A 16,965-nucleotide genomic window follows, 5' to 3' on the forward strand; every position below is an offset into this window, starting at 1 on the left:
GAACTGCACCGCGACACCTACTACTCCATCGGCGGCGGTTTCGTCGTCGACGAAGCCCAGGCCAAGTCCGGGCAACTGGACCAGGACCACACCGAGCTGCCCTACGACTTCTCCAGCGCCGAAGAACTGCTGGAGCTGTGCCAGCGCCACAACCTGCGCATCGCCGAACTGATGCTGGCCAACGAAAAGGCCTGGCGCAGCGAAGCGGAGATCCGTGCCGGGCTGCTGAAGCTCTGGGACGCCATGCAGGAATGCGTGACCAACGGCCTCGGCCACGAAGGCATCCTGCCCGGCGGGCTGAACGTGCGCCGGCGCGCCGCCAAGCTGCACCGCAGCCTGCAGGAGCTGGGCAAGCCGAACGTGATTGGCAGCACCATGAGCGCGATGGAATGGGTGAACCTCTACGCCCTGGCGGTGAACGAGGAAAACGCCGCCGGCGGGCGCATGGTCACCGCGCCCACCAACGGTGCGGCGGGGATCATCCCGGCGGTGCTGCACTACTACATGCGCTTCAACCCCGAGGCCAACGAAGACGACGTGGTGAACTTCTTCCTGGGCGCGGCCGCCGTCGGCATCCTGTGCAAGAAGAACGCCTCGATCTCCGGTGCCGAAGTCGGTTGCCAGGGCGAAGTCGGTTCGGCCTGTGCGATGGCGGCGGCGGGCCTGGCGGAAGTGCTGGGGGCGACGCCGGCGCAGCTGGAGAACGCGGCGGAGATCGGCCTGGAGCACAACCTGGGGCTGACCTGCGACCCGGTGGGCGGGCTGGTGCAGGTGCCGTGCATCGAACGCAACGCGATAGCTGCGGTGAAGGCGATCAACGCGGCGCAGATGGCCCTGCGCGGGGACGGCGAGCACTTCATCTCGCTGGACCGGGTGATCCGCACCATGCGCGACACCGGCGCCGACATGCACGACAAGTACAAGGAAACCTCACGCGGCGGGCTGGCGGTCAGCGCCATCGAGTGCTGACTCGTGATTGCCCGGCGACTCCATCACCGCCCCGCGATGGTGCGCAATGCGCCGAACGGTGGTGTGACTCGATAGTCACTGTCGGAACCGTTCGTCTGTTACTGAAGGATGTGGCCTGCGGCACGGGGTGACATCCGCCGGCACCACCAGTGCTACCTAAGTCCCCAGGACCCGGCAGACACGGGCTCTGGCGGTCGCAAACAGAAAGCTTCTGTCGCTCTCGCCTAGGCCCGCTGGCACGGGCCTTGGATGCATTCGACTGTTTTTAATTGAATGACCAATCAAGTTAGGCACGACCTTTGCCTATATTTGGTATTCCCTGGTGTCGCAGTACCAGGCCATAAGAAAAAGCCTCGAAACGGGGTTCCGCTCCGTGCCTAGCCTGAGGGTTTCACTGATGTCACAGTTCAACCAAGGGGCTCAGCCCCAGAACCGTGTTCCCCAGTCCATCGGTTTCCTGCTGCTGGACAACTTCACCCTGATTTCCCTGGCGTCCGCGGTAGAACCGCTGCGCATGGCCAACCATCTCTCCGGTCGTGAACTCTACCGCTGGTACACCCTCAGCCAGGACGGCCGCCCCGTCAGTGCCAGCGACGGCCTGCAGATCACCCCCGACAGTGGCCTGGACAACGCACCGGCCCTGGACGCCGTGATCGTCTGTGGCGGTGTCGACATTCAGCACAGCGTCAGCCGTGAACATACGCACTGGTTGCAGGTGCAGGCCCGCCAGGGTCGCCAACTGGGCGCCGTATGTACCGGGAGCTGGGCGCTGGCCAAGGCCGGCCTGCTCGACGGCTTCGAGTGCAGCGTGCACTGGGAGTGCCTGGCCGCGATGCAGGAAGCCTTCCCCCGTGCGGGCATCAGCACGCGCTTGTTCTCCATCGACCGTAACCGCTACACCTCGTCCGGCGGCACTGCGCCGATGGACATGATGCTGCACCTGATCGCCCGCGAGCACGGCCGCGAACTGGCTGCAGCCATCTCGGAGATGTTCATCTACGAGCGCATCCGCAACGAGCAGGACCACCAGCGCGTGCCGCTCAAGCACATGCTGGGCACCAACCAGCCGAAGCTGCAGGAAATCGTCGCGTTGATGGAGGCCAACCTGGAAGAGCCCATCGACCTCGACGAGCTGGCCTGCTACGTCGATGTCTCGCGTCGCCAGCTGGAGCGCCTGTTCCAGAAGTACCTGCACTGCTCGCCGTCGCGTTACTACCTCAAGCTGCGCCTGATCCGCGCACGCCAACTGCTGAAGCAGACCGCGATGTCCATCATCGAGGTGGCCTCGGTGTGCGGCTTCGTTTCGACCCCGCACTTCTCCAAGTGCTACCGCGAGTACTTCGGCATCCCGCCGCGTGACGAGCGCGCCGGCCAGAACGCCAACGTGGTGGCGCTGATGCCGGTGCCGGACGAACTGGTGCGCAATCCTTCCACCGCCGGCGTGGCCCTGAGCCGCGCCCAGGGGGAGTCGACCTTCGCCAGCGTGCGGGTGGTCTAAGGGGCGCGCCTTGGCGAAAGACCTGCGATTTGCAATGGATTGCCTGTAGGGGCGAATTTGTTGGCCAAGCGGGCCGCAGGTCCGCCCTTCTGAGCTTGAATGGGGGCAGCTTCGCCGCCCTTGGCGATTGAAATCGCCCCTACAAAGTTTCGCTCCCACCAAAAAAGGGCGCCTATGGCGCCCTTAGTCGTTTCCGGGTATCGGCTCTCAGCGCGGCACCAAGGCCGGCAGCAGGGTGCGCGAAATGGCTTCGCGCACATTGGGCAGCAGGGTGGCGCTGCCACCCAGCAGTTCTTCCACCAGGCGCCGCAGGGCCAAGGCGCGCTCCGGACTCAGGCCGCTCACGGCCTGTTCGCAGGCCTGCTCGGCAGTGACCCCCGGCGGGATGCTGATACCCAGCGCCACCAGGCGCTCTCGAAAATCTTCCTGGTCGATCAGATCGGCATGCATCATCGCGCTATTCCTCCCAAATGGTGCCGCGCGGTCAGCGCAGCACGCCTTCTTCCAGCAACAGTTTGAAGATAGCTTCGGCCCCCGCTTGCGGCGAGACGTCCTTGAGAACCTGGCCGCCGCCACCGGATGCCTTGGCGGTGGCCGCCTTCATCCGCTCGGCGCCGGTCTTGGCCTTGATCACCTTGAGCCGTTTGGGCCGTGGGCGGGCCGGTTGCAGCTGGGCCTCGGTGAACAATACATCCTCCACCAGCTCCACGTCCTCGGCCTCGATACGACCTCGACGGGCAGGGCCGAATGCGCTCTGGCGTGCGGTAGGGGCGGCGTTGTCGACGCTGGCGACGAAGGGCAGGCGCACCTTCAGCCGGCGACGCTGGCCGCGCGGCAGGGCTTGCAGCACCTGGGCCACGCCGTTATCAACTTTTTCCACTTCGGCCAGACCCACCACCAGTGGCCAGCCCAGGCGTTCGGCCAGCAGGTAGGGCAGCATCCCTGAGCCTTCGCCGGTTTCCGCCTGGCTTCCGGTGAGAACGAGCTGGGCGCCGCTCTCGCGGAGGAAGTCGCCCAGCGGCGGCAGGGCGTCGTCCTGCGCGCTCTGTTCGAGGACGATGAGGTCATCCAGGCCCATGCCCAGGTAAGCACGCAGGGCTTCCTCATGGGGATTGCCGGCGTGGACCACGCGCAGGCGCGGGCCGGCCAGGCGCAGGCCCAGCTCCACGGCGCGGGCGTCCTGGTCGGCGCGGCGTGCGCGGCCCGAGGTCGGGTGCGCGCCGATGGAGACCAGGCTGACGATCTTCAGTGCGTCATGCGGCATCGCGTGCCCCTCCCTGACGGTATTCGGTGGCCAGTTGGATCAGGGCGGCAAGAATGGCACCGGAGTCGCCGATCACTGAGAGGTCGGCGCGTTTGATCATGTCGCAGCCCGGGTCCATGTTCACCGCCACCACCTTGTCGCAGGCACCAATGCCCTGCAGGTGCTGGATGGCGCCGGAGATACCGACGGCCAGATAGACCCGCGCGGTGACCCAGGTACCGGTGGCACCCACCTGGCGGTTGCGCGGCATGAAGCCGTCGTCCACCGCCACGCGGGAGGCACCTTCGGTGGCGCCGAGGGCCACGGCGGCCTCGTGGAACAGCTGCCAATCCTTGACCCCGTTGCCACCGGAGAGGATGAACTCCGCCTCGGCCATGGGAATCTGCGCCGGGTCCACGGCCACCGGGCCGAGGTCTTCGATGCGCGCCAGGCTGTGGGCGATGTTCGCGGCCAGTTCCAGCGGACGGGCTTCATGGCGGGTTTCGCTGACCGGCTCGGCGCATTCGGCAGCGGCAAGGATCAGGCGCGGCACAGCGCGCAGCAGGTCCTCGCGGCCGGCACCGGCGCGGCCGATAGCCTGTTCGTTGGCGACTTGCCAGACGCGAGTGGCCGGGCGCTCGCCAAGCTTGGCGGCCAGCCGGCGGCCCAATTCTCCGCCACCGGTGCGGCTGTCGGGCAGCAACCAGTGACGCGGGGCGAGCTGGCTTTCCACGGCGCTCAAGGCCAGTACGCGCGCTTCGGGCGCATAACCGTCAAAGGCCTCGCCCTCGATGCGCAGGACGCGGTCGACGCCAGCGGTGTCGAAGGCGGCTTCCTTGTCTTCGCCGAAGAGCACGGCAACCACCGCGCCTTCGCTACCGGCCAGCTTGTTGGCCAGGCCCAGCAGGTCTTTGTCGTGGCTGGAGAGTCGGCCACCGACCATGTCCGGCACCACGCAGATGTGGAAGGCCGGCTGCTCGACTACATGCAGCGGCAGCTGCACCACTTCGGTTGTAGCGCTGCGCTTGCCAGCGGTGCCCTGCTGGGCGCCGCTGCGGTCGATCCGTTTAAGGCCATTGGGGCCTATGAAGCCGGCGGCGATCGTGTGCGGATTCTTGCGGATGATGCCGTTGGGCCCCATCCAGCTCGTCTGCCCCTGCTGCTGCATGGCGGCATGCAGCGGGTGCAGGCGGTTGCGGGCGATCCACTCGGCACGCGGGTCGCGGCGGATGATGTCGCTCATACACAGGTCTCCATGGCTGCACGGACAGCTCCCTCTCCCTCTGGGAGAGGGTTGGGGTGAGGGATGGTTGGCGTTCTGCGGAGGCCTGAGGCTTCCCTCATCCCCGGCCCTTCTCCCAGAGGGAGAAGGGAGGCAAGCGACATGCTCATCACGCCACCTCCACGGCAGCTTTAGCCGCCGACGGCTTTTTTGCTTCCACCGTTGTCTCGATCAGTACATCCGCCACCAGTTCGGCGATGTCCTTGATCTCCGGACGCGGTGCCACAACGCCTTCGAGCATCGCGGTGCACTGCGGGCAACCCACGGCCACCAGCTCTGCACCGGTTTCCTTGATGTCCACCATGCGCATGTCCGGTATCCGCTGCTTGCCGGGGATGTCGGTGATCGGCGCGCCGCCACCACCGCCACAGCAGCGTGAGCGGAAACCGGAGCGCTGCATTTCCTTCACTTCGATACCGATGGCCTTGAGCACGTTGCGCGGCGCCTCGTACTCGCCGTTGTAGCGGCCCAGGTAGCACGGGTCGTGGTAGGTCACGCTGCCGCCCTTGTGTTGGCCAAGGTTGAGGCTGCCGCGCTGCATCAGCTCGTCGATGTAGGTGCTGTGATGCTGGACCTCGTACTGACCGCCAAGGGCGCCGTACTCGTTCTTCAGTACATGGAAGCTGTGCGGGTCGCAGGACACGATCTTCTTGAAGCGGTACTGGTTCAGCGTGGCGATGTTGCGCTTGGCCAGTTGCTGGAAGGTCGCTTCATCACCCAGGCGACGGGCCACGTCACCGCTGTCACGTTCTTCCAGGCCGAGCACGGCGAAATCGACGTTGGCGGCTTTCAGGACTTTGACGAAGGCGCGCAGGGTGCGCTGGTTGCGCATGTCGAAGGCACCATCGCCGACCCAGAACAGCACCTCGGCCTGTTTCTTCTCACTCATCAGCGGCAGGTTCAGGTCGGCGGCCCAGTTCAGGCGGCCACCCGGCGCGAAGCCGCCAGGGTTGTCGGTGGCGATCAGGTTCTCCAGCACCTCGGCGCCCTTGTTCGGGGTCGCGCCCTTCTCCAGGGTGAGGTGGCGGCGCATGTCGACGATGGCGTCGACGTGCTCGATCATCATCGGGCATTCCTCGACGCAGGCCCGGCAGGTGGTGCAGGACCAGAGGGTCTCGGCGGATACCAGTGCCTTGCCTTGCAGGGACACGATCGGCTGATGCGGGCCGCCGCTGTGTTCGCCCAGCGGGATGCCCGGATAGGGGCTGCCGGCGAAATTGGCGTCGTTGCCACCGGCGAGGCCGATGACCATGTCCTGGATCAGTTTCTTCGGGTTCAGTGGCTGGCCGGCGGCGAAGGCCGGGCATACCGCCTCACACTTGCCGCACTGCACGCAGGCGTCGAAGCCGAGCAGTTGGTTCCAGGTGAAGTCGGTGGGCTTCTCCACGCCCAGCGGGGCATTCGGATCGGCCAGGTCCAGTGCCTTGAGACCCGTGGAGCGTCCACCGCCGAAGCGTTCGGCGCGGCGGTGCCAGGCCAGGTGCAGGGCGCCGGCGAAGGCGTGCTTCATCGGGCCGCCCCAGGTCATGCCGAAGAACAGCTCGGACACGCCCCAGGCCACGCCGATCGCCAGGATGCCGGCGAGGAACCAGCCGCCGAAGCCTTCCGGCAGGATGCCGGCCACCGGCAGGGTGGCGATGAAGAAGCTGGCCGAAAACATCAGCAGGCTCTTCGGCAGGCGCATCCACGGGCCTTTCGACAGCCGCGCCGGCGGGTTGCGCCGACGCTTGGCGACGAACAGCGCGCCAACGAACATCAGCACGGTGGCGGCGAGCAGGGCGAAGCCGAGGATGCGGTTATGCAGGCCGAAGCCGTGCACGACGATCGCCAGCAGGGCCGACAGCACGAAACCGCCAGCCGTGGCGACGTGGGTCTTGGACATGTACTTGTCGCGCTCGACCACATGGTGCAGGTCCACCAGGTAGCGGCGCGGCATGGCCATGAGGCCGCCGATCCAGTCGACCTTCGACGGTCGGCCCCGGCGCCACATGAAGAAGCGCTTCGCGGCGCCCAGCACGGCGAGTGCCAGGGCAGCGAAGAGCAGGATGGGAAGAAGGGTGTTCAGCATTGTTGGTCTCCTTGCAGGGACCGAAAGGGGTGCTCCGAACCAGTCCCCTCTCCCTGAGGGAGAGGGTTAGGGAGAGGGGGATTCCGGAAACGCTTGAGTCGCCGGCTTGCCCTCTCCCCCCGCCCTCTCCCGCAAGCGGGAGAGGGGGCCGTCCGTGTGTGCGCTTAGAAGTCCTTGCACAGACGCAAAGCGTCGTAGATCGCCGCGTGGGTGTTGCGCTGGGCCACGCAGTCACCGATGCGGAACAGCAGGTAGCCGTCTCCGGGCTGGCTCAGGCAGGGCTGCGGCTTGATGGCGAACAGCGCCTCGACGTCGATCTGGCCTTTGTTGCGCGAGCCCTGCTTGAGTGCGTAGTACAGGCCTTCGTCCGGCCGTACGCCGTTCTCGATGACGACCTGGTCGACCACGCGCTCTTCCTTGGCGCCGGTGTACTCGTTCTCCAGCACCGCCACCAGCTTGTCGCCCTCGCGGTAGACCTTCTCCAGCATCAGGTCGCCGGTCATGATCACTTCCTTGGGGTACATGCTGCGGTAGTAGGTCGGGAAGGAGGTCCCGCCCACGGCGATGCCTGGCTTGATGTCGTCGGTGACGATCTCAACCTGGGCGCCTTTGTCGGCCAGGAAGTCCGCGACCGACATGCCGCCGAACTCGCAGATGGTGTCGTAAACCAGGACGTTCTTGCCCGGTGCCACGCTGCCATCGAGGATGTCCCAGCTGCTGACCACCAGGCCTTCTGCAGCCCCCCAGTGCTCGTTCTGCTCGATGAACGGATGACCACCGTTGGCCAGGACGACGATGTCGGGGCGCACGTCGAGGATGGTGTCCGGGTCGGCCGCGGTGCCCAGGCGCAGATCGATCCCCAGGCGCGCCAGTTCCAACTGGTACCAGCGGGTGATGCCTGCGATCTGGTCGCGCTGCGGTGCTTTGGAGGCAGTGGTGATCTGGCCGCCAAGTTGGTCCTTCTTCTCGAACAGGGTCACGTCGTGGCCGCGCTCGGCCGCCACGCGTGCCGCCTCCATGCCAGCCGGGCCACCACCGACGACCACTACCTTGCGCTTCACGCCGGTGGTCTTCTCGATGATGTGCGGCACGCCCATGTATTCACGGGAGGTCGCGGCGTTCTGGATGCACAGCACGTCCAGGCCCTGGTACTGGCGGTCGATGCAGTAGTTGGCGCCGACGCACTGCTTGATCTGGTCGACCTGGCCCATCTTGATCTTGGCGATCAGGTGCGGGTCGGCGATGTGCGCGCGGGTCATGCCGACCATGTCCACGTAGCCGCCTTCGAGGATACGGGTGGCCTGGTTCGGGTCCTTGATGTTCTGCGCGTGCAGTACCGGCACGTTGACCACTTCCTTGATGCCCGCCGCCAGGTGCAGGAAGGGCTCCGGCGGGAAGCTCATGTTGGGGATCACGTTGGCCAGGGTGTTGTGGGTATCGCAACCCGAGCCGACCACGCCGATGAAGTCGAGCATGCCGGTGTCGCTGTAGTACTTGGCGATCTGCTTCATGTCCTCGTGGGACAGGCCGTCCGGGTGGAATTCGTCACCGCAGATACGCATGCCGACACAGAAGTCGTCGCCCACTTCGGCGCGCACGGCCTTGAGCACTTCCAGGCCGAACTTCATCCGGCCTTCGAAGGTGCCGCCCCACTCGTCGGTACGCTTGTTGACGCGCGGGCTCCAGAACTGGTCGATCATGTGCTGGTGCACGGCGGACAACTCGACGCCGTCCAGGCCGCCTTCCTTCGCCCGGCGCGCGGCCTGGGCGTAGTTGCCGATCACCCGCCAGATTTCTTCGACCTCGATGGTCTTGCAGGTGGCCCGGTGTACCGGCTCGCGGACGCCGGAGGGCGACATCAGGGTCGGCCAGTTGAAGCCGTCCCAGCGGGAGCGGCGGCCCATGTGGGTAATCTGGATCATGATCTTGGCGCCGTGCTTGTGCATGGCGTCGGCCAGATTCTGGAAGTGCGGGATGATGCGGTCGGTGGACAGGTTCACCGAGCTCCACCATTCCTGCGGGCTGTCGATGGCCACCACCGAGGAACCGCCGCAGATGGCCAGGCCGATGCCGCCCTTGGCCTTCTCTTCGTAGTACTTCACGTAACGGTCGGTGGTCATGCCACCATCGGTGGCATAAACCTCGGCGTGGGCGGTGGACAGCACACGGTTGCGGATGGTGAGTTTGCCGATCTGGATCGGCTGGAACATTGCTTCGAATGCCATTTCCCGAGCCTCGCCTTACAGAGGTTTGACGATGAACAGGCCGTCGTCGTGGCCTTCTTCCGAGCCGCTGTACAGCTGCTCGGCGACGGTGCGCACGCTGCTGCCGCGGGCCTGGAGAATCTGGTCCATGGCCCCGGCGAACCAGCCGGTGAACATGTAGTCGACCTTGCGGCCGACCTTGCCGTAGACGTAGACGAAGGCGGAGTGCTTCAGGCGGACCTGGGCGGTGCCCTTGTCCAGGTCGATGGATTCGATCTGGAACAGGCCCCAGCCGCGTTGGGACAGGCGCTTCATGTAGTGCTCGAACACCGCCACGCCTTCCAGGCCATGGCACTCGGCTTCTTTCTCGCACCAGTGCCAGGCGGACTTGTAGCCGGCCTTGTAGAGGATCTCGGCGTAACGCTCCGGGCCCAGCTCGGCTTCGATGCCCATGTGGTTATTCACGAAGAAGTGGCGCGGCACATACAGCATGGGCAGGGCGTCGGTGGTCCAGACACCGGTTTCGCTGTCGACTTCGATGGGCATTTCAGGGGCGTGTTTGGCCATGTTGTTCTAGCTCCGGAATTCGCTGAGGCCCGGCTTGGGGCCGAAATAACCCCCTCTCCCTTGGGGAGAGGGTTGGGGTGAGGGTTCAAGGGGGTGGGAGCGGGATTCGACGTCCCTCACCCCCGGCCCCTCTCCCAGGGGGAGAGGGGAGAAGGGCGCTTACTCGCCCCAGACGTCCTTGAGCACGCGTACCCAGTTCTCGCCCATCACCTTGCGCACCACGCGCTCGGGCATGCCGCGTTTAAGGAGGGTCTCGGTGAGGTTGGGGAACTCGCCCACGGTGCGGATGCCCAGCGGGTTGACGATCTTCCCGAAGTTGGTCAGGCGGCGGGCGTAACCCTTGTCGTGGGTCAGCCACTCGAAGAAGTCCTGGCCATGGCCCTGGGTGAAGTCGGTGCCGATGCCGATGGCGTCTTCGCCCACGATGTTCATCACGTACTCGATGGCTTCGGCGTAGTCGTCGATGGTCGAGTCGATGCCCTTGGCGAGGAAGGGGGCGAACATGGTCACGCCGACGAAGCCGCCGTGGTCGGCGATGAACTTCAGTTCTTCATCGGACTTGTTGCGCGGGTGTTCTTTCAGGCCGGACGGCAGGCAGTGGGAGTAGCAGACCGGCTTCTTCGATTCGAGGATGACTTCCTCGGAGGTCTTGGAGCCCACGTGGGAGAGGTCACACATGACGCCGACGCGGTTCATCTCGGCGACGATCTCGCGCCCGAAGCCGGACAGGCCGCCGTCACGCTCGTAGCAACCGGTGCCGACCAGGTTCTGGGTGTTGTAGCACATCTGCACGATGCCCACGCCGAGCTGCTTGAACACTTCCACGTAGCCGATCTGGTCTTCGAATGCGTGGGCATTCTGGAAGCCGAAGAGGATGCCGGTCTTGCCCTGCTCCTTGGCCTTGCGGATGTCGGCGGTGGTGCGCACGGGGATCACCAGATCGCTGTTCTCACGGATCAGCTTGCTGCTGGCGGCGATGTTGTTCACCGTCGCCTGGAAGCCTTCCCAGACCGACACGGTGCAGTTGGCCGCGGTCAGACCGCCTTTGCGCATGTCTTCGAAGAGTTCACGGTTCCACTTGGCGATGATCAGACCGTCGATGACGATGCTGTCGGCGTGCAGTTCGGCTGGGCTCATCAGGCTGTCCCCTGTTATCCATGCGCCGAATCTTCTGCCGGCGCTTTGGGGGGAGCATATCCCCGGGGGATTCGGCGCTATCGCGCAAAAGCGACCGGGGTATTGCCGAAAGCGTCAAGCCGGTCGCGAATGGGCAAGCCGGGTTCGGAAGGGGCGCATTCCATGGGGCTGGGCGAGCCCACAAGTAATCCCGCGGTAACCGCAGGTCCGCCCCTCGCCAACCTTCTGTCCGAAGCACCTATAAAGAAGGAGCGAGCGTTCAATTTTCCCCACCCGTCAGCCAAGGTCGGTTTCAGGACGCGAAGGGTCGTTGGGGTGCAATTTCTGAACGGCGGGGATGGCAAGCTCCCCGAATGCCCCGGGCTAGTGCGCGTAGACGCCCGGCCGGGATGCAGGGACGGCCACCAGCAAGGCCACGCCTCCGTGACGTGGTGGGTGAGTCGCAGCCGAGACCTCCGGACGACCGGTTTCAGCCTGTCGTTCGTGAAGCAGAGGAACGCTGTATGCCTGATGAGACGCTTCACCTGCCCCTGATCCACAGCGTGTTGGAGCGCGAGAAGGACACCCCCGGTGCCCTGCTGCCGATCCTCCACGCCATCCAGGAAGGCGCCGGGTACATTCCCGACGTCGCCATTGCCGAAATCGCCCACGCCCTCAACCTCAGCCTGGCCGAGGTGCGCGGGGTGGTCAGTTTCTACCACGACTTCCGCACCACGCCGCCGGCGCGCCATATCCTGCGCCTGTGCCGCGCCGAGTCTTGCCAGAGCATGGGCGCCGAGCGCCTGGCTGCGCAGCTGCGCGAGCACCTGGAGCTGGACGACCATGGCGCCAGTGCCGACGGACGGATAAGCCTGCGGCCGGTTTATTGCCTGGGGGCCTGCGCTTGCTCGCCGGCCCTTGAGCTGGACGGTCAATTGCATGCGCGGCTCACCCCCGAGCGCCTGAGTGCGCTGGTGAAGGGTTGCCTGGAGGAAGGCTCATGCTGAGGCTGTGCATCCCCTGCGATTCGGTGGCCCGTGCCGTAGGTGCCGACGAGCTGGCCGAGGCCGTGGTCCGCGAAGCCGAGCGCCGGCAGCTGCCGATCGAACTGCACCGCACCAGCTCCCGTGGCCTCTATTGGCTGGAGCCGCTGCTGGAGCTGGAAGCGCCTGAAGGCCGCCTTGGTTTCGGTCCGTTGACACCTGAAGACGTGCCCGCCCTGATGGATGCCCTGCAAGGTGATGCCAGCGCCCATCCGCAGGCACTGGGGCCGGTGGAGGAACTGCCCTATCTGAAAAGCCAGCAGCGTCTGCTGTTCGCCCGCGCCGGCATTACCCGGCCGCTGTCCCTGGACGACTACCGCGACCAGGGCGGTTTCGAGGGACTGCCCCGTGCCATTGCCCTGAGCGGTGAGGAAACCGTCGCTGCCGTGCTGGATTCCGGTCTGCGCGGCCGGGGGGGCGCTGCCTTCCCGGCGGGCATCAAGTGGCGCACCGTGCGTGAGGCCAAAGCCGGACAGAAGTACGTGGTCTGCAACGCCGATGAAGGCGACTCCGGCACCTTCGCCGACCGCATGTTGATGGAAGGCGACCCCTTCCTGTTGATCGAGGGCATGGCCATCGCCGGCCTCGCGGTGGGCGCCAGCTTCGGCTACGTCTACGTCCGTTCCGAGTATCCGCAGTCGGTCGAAACCCTGCGCGCAGCCATCGAGATCGCCCGCGAAGCCGGTTATCTCGGCGCCAACGTCGGCGGCAGTGGGCGTGCCTTCGACCTCGAGGTGCGGGTCGGCGCCGGTGCCTATATCTGCGGCGAGGAAACTGCACTGCTGGATTCCCTCGAAGGCAAGCGCGGCGTGGTCCGTGCCAAGCCGCCGTTGCCGGCGCTGGAGGGCCTGTTCGGCCTGCCGACGCTGGTGCACAACGTGCTCACCCTGGCCTCGGTGCCGGTCATCCTGGCCCGAGGCGCGCAGTTCTATCGTGACTTCGGCCTGGGCCGTTCGCTGGGCACCATGCCCTTCCAGCTGGCCGGCAACGTCCGCCACGGCGGCCTGGTCGAGCGCGCCTTCGGCCTGACCCTGCGGGAACTGGTGGAAGGCTACGGCGGTGGTACCGCCAGCGGCCGGCCGCTGAAGGCCGCCCAGGTGGGCGGGCCGCTGGGTGCCTGGGTGCCGCCGTCGCAATTCGATACGCCGCTGGATTACGAAGCCTTCGCCGCCATGGGCGCGATGCTCGGCCACGGTGGAGTGGTAGTGGCCGATGACAGCCTGGACATGGCCCACATGGCGCGCTTCGCCCTGCAGTTCTGTGCCGAGGAATCCTGCGGCAAATGCACACCCTGCCGGATCGGCTCCACGCGCGGGGTGGAAGTGGTCGACCGCCTGCTGGCGGCCACCGATGCCGAGGCCCGCGAAGAGCAGGTGCTCCTGCTCAAGGATCTCTGCGACACCATGCAGTACGGCTCGCTCTGCGCCCTCGGCGGCATGACCTCCTACCCGGTGACCAGCGCCCTCAAGCATTTTCCTGCCGACTTCGGTCTGAAGACCCCGGAGGCCGACCAATGATCAATCTCTTCGACCCCGCCAGCGACATCGACCTCGGCACGCCTGCCCGCGAAAGCGAGGTGCAGGTCAGCTTGAGCATCGACGGCCGCGAGATCACGGTGCCGGCCGGCACCTCAGTGATGCGTGCCGCCGCGCTGCTCGGCACCACCATTCCCAAACTATGCGCCACCGACAGCCTGGAAGCCTTCGGCTCCTGCCGCATGTGCCTGGTGGAGATCGATGGCATGCGCGGCTACCCGGCGTCCTGCACGACGCCTGTCACAGAGGGCATGGTGGTCCACACCCAGACGCCCAAGCTCGCCACCCTGCGGCGCAACGTGATGGAGCTGTACATCTCCGATCACCCGCTGGACTGCCTGACCTGCTCGGCTAACGGCAACTGCGAGCTGCAGACGGTCGCCGGCCAGGTGGGCCTGCGCGAAGTGCGCTACGGCTACGACGGCGCCAACCACCTGGACGAGCAAAAAGACGTTTCCAACCCCTATTTCGACTACGACCCGAGCAAGTGCATCGTCTGCAACCGCTGCGTACGCGCCTGCGAGGAAACCCAGGGCACCTTTGCCCTGACCATCAGCGGGCGCGGCTTCGAGTCCCGCGTGGCAGCGGCCGGCGGCGAGAACTTCCTCGACTCCGAGTGCGTGTCCTGCGGCGCCTGCGTGCAGGCCTGCCCGACCGCCACGCTGATGGAAAAGAGCGTGGTGGAGATGGGCCAGCCGGAGCGCAGCGTCATCACGACCTGCGCCTATTGCGGCGTCGGCTGCTCGTTCCGCGCCGAGATGAAGGGCGACCAGCTGGTGCGCATGGTCCCGGACAAGAACGGCCAGGCCAACCACGGCCATTCCTGCGTCAAGGGACGCTTTGCCTGGGGCTACGCCACCCACCCGGACCGCATCACCAAGCCGATGATCCGCAAGCACATCGACGATCCCTGGCAGGAGGTCAGCTGGGACGAGGCGGTGACCTACGCGGCCAGTGAGTTCCGTCGCATCCAGCTCAAGTACGGGCGTGATTCCATCGGTGGCATCACCTCCAGTCGCTGCACCAACGAAGAGACCTACCTGGTGCAGAAGCTGGTGCGCGCCGGGTTCGGCAACAACAACGTCGACACCTGCGCCCGCGTCTGTCACTCGCCCACCGGCTATGGCCTCAAGCAGACTCTGGGCGAGTCGGCCGGCACCCAGAGCTTCGACTCGGTGATGCAGGCCGATGTGGTCCTGGTGATCGGCGCCAACCCCACGGACGCCCACCCGGTGTTCGGCTCCCAGCTCAAACGTCGCCTGCGCCAGGGTGCGCGACTGATCGTCATCGACCCGCGCCGCATCGACCTGGTGGATTCCCCCCATGCTCGCGCTGAGCTGCACCTGGCGCTGCGGCCGGGCACCAACGTCGCCATGCTCAACGCCCTGGCTCATGTGATCGTCACCGAAGGACTGGTCAAGCAGGACTTCGTCGACGCGCGCTGCGAACCGGTGGACTTCGCCCGCTGGCGCGACTTTGTCGGCAAGCCGGAGAACTCGCCGGAGGCCATGGGGCCGGTCTGCGGTGTGTCGCCTGACGATATCCGCGCGGCTGCCCGTCTCTACGCTACCGGCGGCAACGCGGCGATCTACTACGGTCTTGGCGTCACCGAGCACAGTCAGGGCAGTACCGCCGTGATGGGCATCGCCAACCTCGCCATGGCCACCGGCAATATCGGCCGCGAAGGTGTCGGCGTGAACCCGTTGCGTGGGCAGAACAACGTCCAGGGTTCCTGCGACATGGGCTCCTTCCCGCATGAATTGCCGGGCTACCGCCATGTCTCCAACGACACGGTACGCGCCCAGTTCGAACAGGCCTGGGGTGTGACCCTGCAGCCCGATCCGGGCCTGCGCATCCCCAACATGTTCGAGGCGGCCCTCGGTGGCACCTTCAAGGCGCTCTACTGCCAGGGCGAGGACATCGCCCAGAGCGATCCCAACACCCAGCACGTCACCGCCGCTTTGTCGGCGATGGAATGCGTAGTGGTGCAGGACATCTTCCTCAACGAAACCGCCAAGTTCGCCCATGTGTTCCTGCCGGGCAGCTCCTTCCTGGAGAAGGACGGCACCTTCACCAACGCCGAGCGGCGCATCTCCCGCGTGCGTAAGGTGATGGACCCGCTGGGCGGCAAGGCTGACTGGGAAGCCACCGTCGCCTTGGCCAACGCCCTGGGCTACAAGATGGACTACAAGCATCCGTCCGAGATCATGGACGAGATCGCCCGGCTGACGCCGACCTTCACCAAGGTCAGCTACGCCGAACTGGACCGCCATGGCAGTCTGCAATGGCCGTGCAACGAGGCCGCCCCGGATGGCACCCCGACCATGCACATCGAGGCGTTCGTGCGTGGCAAGGGACGTTTCATGCTCACCGGCTACGTGCCCACCGAGGAGAAGGTCAACAACCGCTACCCGCTGCTGCTGACCACCGGGCGCATCCTCAGCCAGTACAACGTCGGCGCCCAGACACGGCGTACCGACAACGTCGCCTGGCACGAAGAGGACCGCCTGGAAATCCATCCGACTGACGCGGAGAGCCGTGGCATTCACGAAGGTGACTGGGTGGGTGTGGGCAGTCGCGCGGGGCAGACGGTGCTGCGCGCCCGGGTCAGCGAGCGGGTCGCGCCGGGGGTGGTGTACACCACCTTCCACTTCCCCGAATCGGGGGCCAACGTGATCACCACCGACAACTCCGACTGGGCTACCAACTGCCCGGAATACAAGGTCACCGCCGTGGAGGTCACGCGGGTCTACCAGCCTTCCGAATGGCAGAAACGCTATCAGGAGTTCAGTGACGAACAGCGGCGCCTGCTCAAGGAGCGCCGCAGGACCGAGAAAGCCGAGGTACGCCGATGAGCACCGACAACCTGATCAAGATGGCCAACCAGATCGCCCAGTTTTTCGCCACCGAGCCGGACAAGGGCCAGGCGGTAAAGGGGGTCCGTACCCACCTGCAGAGCTTCTGGACGCCGGCCATGCGCATCGAGCTGATGGCCTGGCAGGTGGAGCACCATGGAGAGAACCTGCACCCCCTGGTGCAGGAGGCGCTGGCGGAGCAGGGGAGGGCGGTGTAGCCCTGCGCGCCCGCAGCTTGCGGCAAAACCTGTAGATCCTATGCAAAGGCCGCCCGCACGCCGATTCTTAATCCGGGGGATAGAAGGTTTGGCCCAGAGGAGGAATCGACATGCGAACGGCCTACGTTGAACAGCATAGTGCGAATGAACCGGTCCTGGCAGTGGCGCTGGAGTTGGCCAAGGCCAGTTGGAAAGTGGCGCTGAGCGATGCCCGGCGCAACCCCCGGCTGAAGACAGTCGACGCACCGCAGCCCCTGGCGCGCCTGGAGCAGGTGGTGCAAACGATCGCGGAGACGCGCGCGCTCTGGGCGTTGCCGGCGTCCGCCAGAGTGGTCGTGGTGTATGAAGCGGGCCAGGATGGTTTCTG

Annotated in this window: 14 protein-coding genes; 7 read left to right on the top strand and 7 right to left on the bottom strand. The window is 65.9% G+C overall.

Going from position 1 to position 16,965, the window contains the following annotated elements:
• Together G559_RS0123110 and gbdR are read left to right on the top strand one after the other, a co-directional pair.
• Window positions 1–969 (top strand): L-serine ammonia-lyase (locus G559_RS0123110; protein WP_028630516.1); only part of this gene is annotated, 969 nt, incomplete at its 5' end.
• 397 nt (window positions 970–1,366) lie between these two features.
• On the top strand, window positions 1,367–2,467 hold the full coding sequence (gene gbdR / locus G559_RS0123115) for a choline metabolism transcriptional regulator GbdR (protein ID WP_028630517.1): 1,101 nt from the start codon (window positions 1,367–1,369) through the stop codon (window positions 2,465–2,467).
• 207 nt (window positions 2,468–2,674) lie between these two features.
• Here gbdR and G559_RS0123120 read toward each other — a convergent pair whose 3' ends face one another.
• The 7 genes from G559_RS0123120 to G559_RS0123150 form a co-directional block, all read right to left on the bottom strand.
• Window positions 2,675–2,920 (bottom strand): hypothetical protein, encoded by a 246-nt coding sequence (locus tag G559_RS0123120; RefSeq protein ID WP_028630518.1) that lies wholly within the window; start codon window positions 2,918–2,920, stop codon window positions 2,675–2,677.
• Window positions 2,921–2,951: 31 nt separating this feature from the next.
• Window positions 2,952–3,731, bottom strand: a complete 780-nt coding sequence (gene etfB, locus G559_RS0123125; protein WP_028630519.1) for an electron transfer flavoprotein subunit beta — start codon at window positions 3,729–3,731, stop codon at window positions 2,952–2,954.
• On the bottom strand, window positions 3,721–4,953 hold the full coding sequence (etfA, locus tag G559_RS0123130; protein WP_028630520.1) for an electron transfer flavoprotein subunit alpha: 1,233 nt from the start codon (window positions 4,951–4,953) through the stop codon (window positions 3,721–3,723). The genes etfB and etfA overlap by 11 nt, the downstream gene beginning before the upstream one ends.
• A gap of 148 nt (window positions 4,954–5,101) precedes the next feature.
• On the bottom strand, window positions 5,102–7,060 hold the full coding sequence (dgcB, locus tag G559_RS0123135; protein WP_028630521.1) for a dimethylglycine demethylation protein DgcB: 1,959 nt from the start codon (window positions 7,058–7,060) through the stop codon (window positions 5,102–5,104).
• A gap of 164 nt (window positions 7,061–7,224) precedes the next feature.
• The gene (dgcA, locus tag G559_RS0123140) at window positions 7,225–9,285 is read right to left on the bottom strand and encodes a dimethylglycine demethylation protein DgcA (protein WP_028630522.1); all 2,061 of its coding nucleotides are present in this window, start codon (window positions 9,283–9,285) and stop codon (window positions 7,225–7,227) included.
• Window positions 9,286–9,300: 15 nt separating this feature from the next.
• Window positions 9,301–9,831, bottom strand: a complete 531-nt coding sequence (locus tag G559_RS0123145; RefSeq protein ID WP_028630523.1) for a DUF5943 domain-containing protein — start codon at window positions 9,829–9,831, stop codon at window positions 9,301–9,303.
• 159 nt (window positions 9,832–9,990) lie between these two features.
• Window positions 9,991–10,968, bottom strand: a complete 978-nt coding sequence (locus tag G559_RS0123150; RefSeq protein WP_028630524.1) for a dipeptidase — start codon at window positions 10,966–10,968, stop codon at window positions 9,991–9,993.
• Between the two features lie 503 nt (window positions 10,969–11,471).
• Here G559_RS0123150 and G559_RS0123155 point away from each other — a divergent pair.
• The 5 genes from G559_RS0123155 to G559_RS0123175 all read left to right on the top strand — a co-directional run.
• Window positions 11,472–11,954, top strand: a complete 483-nt coding sequence (locus G559_RS0123155) for a formate dehydrogenase subunit gamma (RefSeq protein ID WP_028630525.1) — start codon at window positions 11,472–11,474, stop codon at window positions 11,952–11,954.
• Window positions 11,948–13,507 carry a formate dehydrogenase beta subunit gene (locus G559_RS0123160; protein WP_028630526.1) on the top strand — a complete coding sequence of 520 codons (1,560 nt, stop codon included), beginning with the start codon at window positions 11,948–11,950 and terminating at the stop codon, window positions 13,505–13,507. Before G559_RS0123155 ends, G559_RS0123160 begins: the two co-directional genes overlap by 7 nt.
• Complete coding sequence (fdhF, locus tag G559_RS0123165) at window positions 13,504–16,380, top strand: formate dehydrogenase subunit alpha (RefSeq protein ID WP_028630527.1); 2,877 nt, start codon at window positions 13,504–13,506, stop codon at window positions 16,378–16,380. The genes G559_RS0123160 and fdhF overlap by 4 nt, the downstream gene beginning before the upstream one ends.
• Complete coding sequence (locus tag G559_RS0123170; RefSeq protein WP_028630528.1) at window positions 16,377–16,598, top strand: formate dehydrogenase subunit delta; 222 nt, start codon at window positions 16,377–16,379, stop codon at window positions 16,596–16,598. Before fdhF ends, G559_RS0123170 begins: the two co-directional genes overlap by 4 nt.
• A gap of 110 nt (window positions 16,599–16,708) precedes the next feature.
• On the top strand, window positions 16,709–16,965 hold a 257-nt coding region (locus tag G559_RS0123175; RefSeq protein ID WP_028630529.1), incomplete at its 3' end, for a hypothetical protein.

It is taken from the genome of Metapseudomonas resinovorans DSM 21078 (assembly GCF_000423545.1).
GTDB classification, from domain to species: domain Bacteria; phylum Pseudomonadota; class Gammaproteobacteria; order Pseudomonadales; family Pseudomonadaceae; genus Metapseudomonas; species Metapseudomonas resinovorans.